The sequence below is a fragment of the Streptomyces sp. UNOB3_S3 genome (genome assembly GCF_020740895.1).
Classification (GTDB): domain Bacteria; phylum Actinomycetota; class Actinomycetes; order Streptomycetales; family Streptomycetaceae; genus Streptomyces.
The window spans coordinates 19,684-27,183 of sequence record NZ_JAILXP010000054.1 but is presented as its reverse complement, the minus strand read 5'-3'; the positions used below and the strand labels follow the sequence as shown (position 1 = coordinate 27,183).

5 protein-coding genes and 2 rRNA genes are annotated in these 7,500 nt (G+C 71.1%); 6 read left to right on the top strand and 1 reads right to left on the bottom strand.

The window, feature by feature from the left end; genetic code table 11:
* Positions 1-106, top strand: a 23S ribosomal RNA gene (locus K6I33_RS08755); the annotation flags it as partial.
* Positions 107-184: 78 nt separating this feature from the next.
* Positions 185-301: ribosomal RNA gene (gene rrf / locus K6I33_RS08750) — 5S ribosomal RNA — on the top strand.
* Positions 302-429: 128 nt separating this feature from the next.
* Here the strand turns inward: rrf and K6I33_RS35980 are convergent.
* The gene (locus K6I33_RS35980) at positions 430-1,350 is read right to left on the bottom strand and encodes a glycerophosphoryl diester phosphodiesterase membrane domain-containing protein (protein WP_229349539.1); all 921 of its coding nucleotides are present in this window, start codon (positions 1,348-1,350) and stop codon (positions 430-432) included.
* A gap of 408 nt (positions 1,351-1,758) precedes the next feature.
* Between K6I33_RS35980 and mtnA the strand changes: the two genes are divergently transcribed.
* From mtnA to K6I33_RS08725, 4 genes are read left to right on the top strand one after another with little or no spacing between them, the layout of a single operon-like run.
* Positions 1,759-2,886, top strand: coding sequence for an S-methyl-5-thioribose-1-phosphate isomerase (mtnA, locus tag K6I33_RS08740; protein ID WP_229349537.1), 1,128 nt, complete (start codon positions 1,759-1,761; stop codon positions 2,884-2,886).
* Positions 2,883-3,560 carry a two-component system response regulator MtrA gene (gene mtrA / locus K6I33_RS08735; protein WP_126914414.1) on the top strand — a complete coding sequence of 226 codons (678 nt, stop codon included), beginning with the start codon at positions 2,883-2,885 and terminating at the stop codon, positions 3,558-3,560. The genes mtnA and mtrA overlap by 4 nt, the downstream gene beginning before the upstream one ends.
* A 1-nt stretch (position 3,561) precedes the next feature.
* On the top strand, positions 3,562-5,622 hold the full coding sequence (gene mtrB / locus K6I33_RS08730; RefSeq protein WP_229349534.1) for an MtrAB system histidine kinase MtrB: 2,061 nt from the start codon (positions 3,562-3,564) through the stop codon (positions 5,620-5,622).
* Positions 5,623-5,632: 10 nt separating this feature from the next.
* The gene (locus tag K6I33_RS08725; protein ID WP_229349532.1) at positions 5,633-7,441 is read left to right on the top strand and encodes an LpqB family beta-propeller domain-containing protein; all 1,809 of its coding nucleotides are present in this window, start codon (positions 5,633-5,635) and stop codon (positions 7,439-7,441) included.
* Positions 7,442-7,500: the final 59 nt, after the last annotated feature.

Below are 7,500 nucleotides of genomic sequence, written 5' to 3'. Positions count from 1 at the left end.
CTTGATGGGGTAAGGCTCCCAGTAGACGACTGGGTTGATAGGCCAGGTGTGGAAGACCGGTAACGGTTGGAGCTGACTGGTACTAATAGGCCGAGGGCTTGTCCTCAGTTGCTCGCGTCCACTGTGTTTGTTCTGAAATAACGAACAGTCCAAAGTGCCGGACTGGTTCTAAATTTCATAGTGTTTCGGTGGTCATAGCGTTAGGGAAACGCCCGGTTACATTCCGAACCCGGAAGCTAAGCCTTTCAGCGCCGATGGTACTGCAGGGGGGACCCTGTGGGAGAGTAGGACGCCGCCGAACTCCTTTTAAGAGAAAGCCCTGGCAGGGGATACCTGCCGGGGCTTTCTTGCATTTACGGCCAGGCCGGCTCCCTCGGCCTGCCCCAGAGGGACAGGCCGGAGCGGAAACAACTACCCGAGGCTCATCGTTCACATACCCGCAGCGCGCGCGAGCTCGATATCAAGGGACTCGCGACGGATCCGCTGATCCATATACAGCAGCGCGGTCATGCCGGCAGTGATCGGGAGTGCCAGTGCGGAGCCGATCGCCGAACCGATGCCATTGATGATCAAAGACGTCCACGTCAAATGATCCATGGAGGATTCACCGGTCACGATCCCGTCAATCAGACTCGTCGGTATCTGTGCCATTGAACCGATCATGAAAACGATAAAGGCGGCCAGGACCTGTATTCCAAAGATCCGCCAGCCCGCTCCCTTCACCAGCTTCGCCGAACGACGCATAGCCGTGAACACACCCTGCTTTTCGAGCATGAGAGCAGGCGCGGCAAGGCTGAAGCGGACCCACACCCAGGCCGCCGCCGCCATGCCGGCGAACCCGCCCAGAACCAGCAGGCCGGCACCGGCACCGCCACCCTCAAGATCACCGGAAAGCCCGGCGTCGGAAGCCGCGGCGACCGCCAGCCCCGGGGTCAGGCCGATCGCGAAGGCCGCCGTGATGAGCACGGGCAGCAGCAGGAACAGCCCCGTCAGGGCGAGCAGCCGGGGGCGGGCGTTCCGCCAGGCGTCGCCCACGGAGGTGGGCCGGCCCAGAACGGCGCGGCTGACGACGATCGTCAGCATGGCGCTCGCGATGATCGAGCCGACCAGCCCGACCAGTGAGGCCACGGTCAGGCTGCCCATGGACTTGCGGAAGGCGTCCAGCACCTCGTGAAGGTCGGCGGTGTCCGGGTCGGAGAGCTTGTTCAGGCCCGCCAGGTCGCGGAACCACAGCCCCGTTACCGTGCTCCCTGCCACCTGGGTACCGAGGGCGACGGCCGCGGAGATGCCGAAGACGGTCCGCCAGTACAGGCGTGTCGTGGTGACCGCGCCGTCCAGGATCTCGCCCACGCCCAGGGGCCGCAGGGGCACCACGCCGGGCCGGGGGGGCCGGCGGAGGCGGCGGACTCCACTGTTGGCCGCCCCAGCCGCCGCCGTTGCCCCAGTGCTCACCGCCGTTGCCGTCGCCGCTTCCGCTGTGTCCGCCGCTGTGTCCGCCGCTTCCGCTGTTGGCGCGGGCGCGGCCCCGGCCCTGCGGGGTGCGGTCCGGAGAGTCGTTCATTCTCTGTAGCTCCTGTAGCTCCCTCTGACGCCCGTGTTCGCCGTCCAGCGGCCCGTCCGGGCGGTGTACCGGTCAGCCATCGTGTCAGTAGGCGTGTGCGGGGCGGCAAGTGCCCGAGGGGCCCGCAGGGGGCTCGTAAGGGGGAGCCGTCAGGGGAGGCCCTTCAATAGTTGGTGTGCGCGGGGCAGACTGGACCAATGGCTGATCAGTACGCGGCACCCGCGTCCGGCACCGGATCCTCCGTCCCGGCCCTGCGCTGGGAGGAGCTGCCCGAGGGACCCGTGATCGTCCTCCTCGACCAGCGGAGGCTGCCCACGGAAGAGATCGAGCTGGTCTGTACCGACGTCCCCGCGCTGATCGAGGCGATACGCACGCTCGCCGTGCGCGGCGCTCCGCTCCTCGGCGTCGCGGGGGCCTACGGCCTGGCTCTCGCGGCCGTGCGCGGCTTCGACGTGGAGGAGGCCGCCGAGATGCTCGCCCACGCCCGCCCGACCGCCGTGAACCTCGGCTACGGGGTGCGGCGCGCGCTGGCGGCGTACCGTACGGCGGCGGGAAGCGGCGTGGACGGCTCTCAGGCGGCCGCTGCCGCGCTCGCCGAGGCCCGGGCCCTCCACCGGGAGGACGCCGACGCCAGCGCCCGTATGGCCGCGCACGGTCTGGCGCTGCTCCAGGAGCTGCTGCCCGGGGGCGGGTACCGCCTCCTGACCCACTGCAACACGGGCGCCCTGGTCTCCGGCGGCGAGGGCACCGCCTTCGCGGTGGCGGGCGCGGCGCACCGGGTCCGGGAGCTGCGGCGGCTGTGGGTGGACGAGACGCGTCCGCTGCTGCAGGGGGCCCGTCTGACCGCGTACGAGGCCGCCCGGGCCGGTATGCCGTACACGCTGCTCTCCGACAATGCGGCGGGTTCGCTGTTCTCGGCGGGCGAGGTCGACGCCGTGCTGATCGGCGCGGACCGGATAGCGGCGGACGGGGCGGTGGCCAACAAGGTGGGCAGCTATCCGCTGGCGGTGCTCGCCCGCTATCACCATGTGCCGTTCGTCGTCGTCGCGCCGACCACGACCGTCGATCCCGGGACCGCCGACGGCGCCGCGATCGAGGTGGAGCAGCGGCCCGGGTACGAGGTGACGGAGTTCCCGGGAAGTGCTTCCGGAAACCCGGTGGCACCCCTGGGTACACAGGCCTACAACCCTGCGTTCGATATCACACCGCCGGAGTTGGTGACCGCCATTGTCACGGAAAACGGGGTTGTTTCACCCGTGACGGAGGCGGGTCTGGCAGAGCTGTGTGCCAGGTCACGATCGGGTAATGGGATGATGTCGATATGAAGGGACGCGTTCTTGTCGTCGATGACGACACCGCACTGGCCGAGATGCTCGGAATCGTGCTTCGTGGTGAGGGTTTCGAGCCGTCGTTCGTCGCGGACGGCGACAAGGCGCTCGCCGCATTCCGTGAGGCCAAACCCGATCTTGTATTGCTGGATCTGATGCTGCCTGGCCGTGATGGCATTGAGGTGTGCAGACTGATCCGCGCCGAGTCCGGGGTGCCGATCGTGATGCTGACGGCCAAGAGCGACACGGTCGACGTGGTGGTCGGGCTGGAGTCCGGTGCGGACGACTACATCGTCAAGCCGTTCAAGCCCAAGGAGCTGGTGGCCCGTATCCGGGCGCGGCTGCGGAGGTCGGAGGAGCCGGCTCCGGAGCAGCTGACCATCGGCGATCTGATCATCGATGTCGCCGGGCACTCGGTGAAGCGCGACGGCCAGTCGATCGCGCTGACGCCGCTCGAGTTCGACCTGCTGGTGGCGCTGGCGCGCAAGCCGTGGCAGGTCTTCACCCGTGAGGTGCTGCTCGAGCAGGTCTGGGGTTATCGCCACGCCGCCGACACGCGGCTGGTGAACGTGCATGTGCAGCGGTTGCGCTCGAAGGTCGAGAAGGACCCCGAGCGGCCGGAGATCGTGGTGACCGTCCGTGGTGTGGGCTACAAGGCCGGACCCAGCTGACATGCCGGCCGACGGTGCCGCTCCGGAGCGGGACGCGGGGCGGCCCGTCGACGCGGGTGGGGGCATATCGCTCCTGCGGCGTCTCTGGCGGGCGGGCAGGCTGCTGTCCGACGGCGCGGGCTCGGCGCCGGTCCATCCGGTGCTGCGGCTGTACGCGCGCTGGGTGCGCCGGCCGCTGCTGCCCGCGATGCGGCTGTGGCGGCGCAACATCCAGCTGCGGGTGGTGGCGACCACCCTGCTGATGTCGCTGGGTGTGGTGCTGCTGCTCGGCGTGGTCGTCATCGGGCAGGTGCGCAACGGCCTGCTGGACGCCAAGAAGCACGCCTCGCAGAGCCAGGCCGAGGGCGGTTTCAAGGCGGCGCGCGACGCCGCGGACGCCGCCGGTGCCGATCGCGGTCAGGACGCGCAGTCCGGTGGCCGGGGCACGCCCGACTCCGGGGCGTGGCTGACGGCGCTGGTGCAGCAGCTCGCCAGTGGTGGGCAGGGCGTCTACCACGTGGTGGCGCTCAGCGCGGGCGACGGCGACACGACGTACGTGGGCGGGACGCGGGGGCCGCGGGCCTCCGGGGACATCGATCCGGAGCGCAGTGTCCCGGCGGATCTGCGCAAGCAGCTGGACAGCCGGACGGGCACGTTCGAGAAGCCCGGGACGATCAAGCGGAGCTCCTCCGACGAGGGCGAGCCGGCGCTGATCGTCGGCAAGCGGCTCTACGACGTCAACGGCAAGCCGTATCAGCTGTACTACCTCTTCCCGTTCACACAGGAGGAGAAGTCCCTCACCTTGGTCAAGACCACGCTGGCGACCGCCGGGGTGTTCGTGGTGGTGCTGCTGGGCGCCATCGCCTGGCTGGTGGTGCGGCAGATCGTCACGCCCGTGCGGATGGCCGCCAGCATCTCCGAGCGGCTCGCGGCGGGTGTGCTCCAGGAGCGGATGAAGGTCACCGGCGAGGACGACATCGCACGTCTGGGTGAGGCCTTCAACAAGATGGCACAGACCCTCCAGGTGAAGATCCAGCAGCTGGAGGAGCTCTCGCGGATGCAGCGGCGGTTCGTCTCGGACGTCTCGCACGAGCTGAGGACGCCGCTGACGACCGTCCGGATGGCGGCCGACGTCATCCATGAGGCGCGCGACGGCTTCGATCCGGTGACCGCGCGCTCGGCCGAGCTGCTGTTCGGGCAGCTGGACCGGTTCGAGTCGCTGCTGGCGGACCTGCTGGAGATCAGCCGGTTCGACGCGGGCGCGGCGGCGCTGGAGGCCGAGCCGATCGATCTGCGCGACGTGGTGAACCGGGTGGTGGAGGGCGCTCTGCCGCTCGCCGACCGCAAGGGCAGCCGGCTGCTGGTGCGCGGTGCCGAGCAGCCCGTCATCGCCGAGGCGGACGCCCGCCGTGTCGAGCGGGTGCTGCGCAACCTCGTGGTCAACGCCGTGGAGCACGGCGAGGGCCGGGACGTGGTGGTCCGGCTGGGAGTGGCCGGGGGCGCGGTCGCGGTCGCGGTGCGCGACTACGGCGTGGGTCTCAAGCCCGGCGAGGCGACCCGGGTGTTCAACCGCTTCTGGCGGGCCGATCCCGCGCGTGCGCGGACGACCGGTGGCACGGGCCTGGGCCTGTCGATCGCGGTGGAGGACGCGCGGCTGCACGGCGGCTGGCTCCAGGCGTGGGGCGAGCCGGGCGGCGGTTCGCAGTTCCGGCTGACGCTGCCGCGCACGGCGGGCGAGCCCCTGCGCGGTTCGCCGATCCCGCTGGAGCCCGAGGACTCGCGGCGCAACCGCGGGATGACCGGGTCCGGGCTGCCACCGGCGCTGCCGGGGCGCGGTGCGCCCGTGGCGGGCGCGGGGGCGCCCGTACCGGCGCAGAGCAGGAACGTACATCCCACGGCCGATCCCACCGCGCTGCCGGGCAGCGGCGCGCGGGTGGTGACGCGTCCCGGTGGGGCGCTCGGTGGTGAGAAGAGTGGTGACCGTGCCGGTGACACGACGGACCGTCGGGCCGGTGCCCGGGACGGCCGCGAGGCCGCGGGCGGCGGGAGCGGGACCGGAGGCGACCGTGACGGCCAGGCGTAGGGGAACCGGCGTGCGACGGCTCACGGGTGCGGGCGCCGTGCTGGTCGGCGGTGCGCTGCTGGCCGGCTGCGCGTCGATGCCCGACGGCGGCGAGGTGAAGTCGGTCGACTCCCCGCAGCAGCGCGCCGACGCCGACGCGCAGGTGCGCGTCTACGGTGTGCCGCCGCGCAAGAACGAACAGCCGCTGGAGCTCGTCATGGGATTCCTGGAGGCGACGACGAGCGACGACACGGACTATGAGACGGCCCGGCAGTACCTGGCGAAGGGCGTGCAGGGCCGCTGGGATCCGTCGGCGTCCACGACGGTGCTGTCGCAGACGCCCCAGGTGCGGGTGGAGCGCACCGGCGGTGACCGCGAGCCGGGGTACGTCGTCACCCTGACCGGTCGGCGGGTCGCGACGGTTGACGCCAAGCACGCGTACAAGCCGGACGAGGGCGAGTACAAGACCCAGCTGCACATGGCGCGCGAGGACGGCGAGTGGCGCATCGACGCGCTGGACCCGGGGCTGGTGCTCGGGGTCTCCGACTTCCAGCGCATCTACCGTTCGGTCAATAAGTACTACTTTGCCGAGTTGGGGCAGGGCGCGAGCGGCGCGGGGAAGTCGCGCGAGGTGCTCGTCGCCGACCCCGTGTATCTGCGCAAGCGGATAGACCCGGTCACGTCGACGGTGAAGGCGCTGCTGGACGGGCCGACGTCGTGGCTGGACCCGGTCGCCGCCACGGCCTTCCCCACGGGGACGCGGCTGGAGGACCAGCGGCTGTCCCTGGACGACTCCAACGGCCTGAAGGTGCGGCTGAACGACAAGGTCGCCGGCGCCAATCAGGACCAGTGCCTGCGGATGGCCGCGCAGCTCCTGTACACCGTTCAGGAGTCGGCCAAGGCCACCGATGTGACGCTCCAGCGCAAGGACGGCTCCCGGCTGTGCGTGCTCGGCAAGGAGCAGGCGCGCTACTACGCGCCGGACCTGACCTCCGGGCGGCCGGACCGGCAGTACTTCGTCGACGGCCAGCACCGGATGGTGAGCCTGGCCGACGGCGACGACGAGGCGCGCCGGGTCGCCGGCCCGCTGGGCGCGGACGGCTCGGTCCCGCTGCGCTCGGTGGCGGTGGACCGCGCGGAGCGCCGGGCGGCGGGCGTGTCGTCCAACGGCCAGTCGCTGTACGTCGCCTCCCTCCAGGCGGGCGCGCCGCTGGGCGAGGCCCGGCTGACCGTACGCGGCGGTACGGGCGCGAGGACGGGGCTGACCGCGCCGAGCTGGGACGGTCTGGGCGATCTGTGGGTCGCCGACCAGGACGCGGACAAGCCGCGGCTGCTGCGGCTGCCCGGGGGCACGGGCGCTCCCGAGGAGATCCAGGTGCCCGGGCTCGACGGCGGGCGGATCACGGGGTTGCGGATCGCCGCGGACGGTGTGCGCATCGCGCTGCTGGTGACGAAGGGCGACCACACGGTGCTGCGGCTCGGCAGGGTCGAGCGGCGCGGCGCGGGCCGTACCGGCCTGGCGGTGCAGGAGCTGCGGAACGTGGCGCCCCGGCTGGTGGACGTCAACGCCGTCTCGTGGGCGGGCGCGAGCCGGCTGCTGGTGGCCGGCAACGAGCAGGGCGGGCTCCAGCAGCTCCAGTACGTCGAGACCGACGGCTCGCAGGCCAACGGCTCCGGGCTGCCGGGGATCACGGGGGTGCGGGGCGTGGCCGCCTCGGAGAACCCGGGCAAGGCGCAGGCGCTGGTCGCGGAGGGCGACGGCGGGATCGTACGGCTGTTGCCGGACACCAACTGGAAGCTCGTGGGCAAGGAAGGTACGGCTCCGGTCTACCCGGGGTGACGGCCGGTTGCGTCCCGTGGTGACCGGGGACGGCCGGTGCCTGTAAGGCGGTGGGCGGC

What these genes read in the sequence shown, in the direction of transcription:
- mtnA (WP_229349537.1), top strand. Translation starts at nt 1,759, where the DNA reads ATGGCTGATCAGTACGCGGCACCCGCGTCCGGCACCGGATCCTCCGTC.
- mtrA (WP_126914414.1), top strand. Translation starts at nt 2,883, where the DNA reads ATGAAGGGACGCGTTCTTGTCGTCGATGACGACACCGCACTGGCCGAG.
- mtrB (WP_229349534.1), top strand. Translation starts at nt 3,562, where the DNA reads ATGCCGGCCGACGGTGCCGCTCCGGAGCGGGACGCGGGGCGGCCCGTC.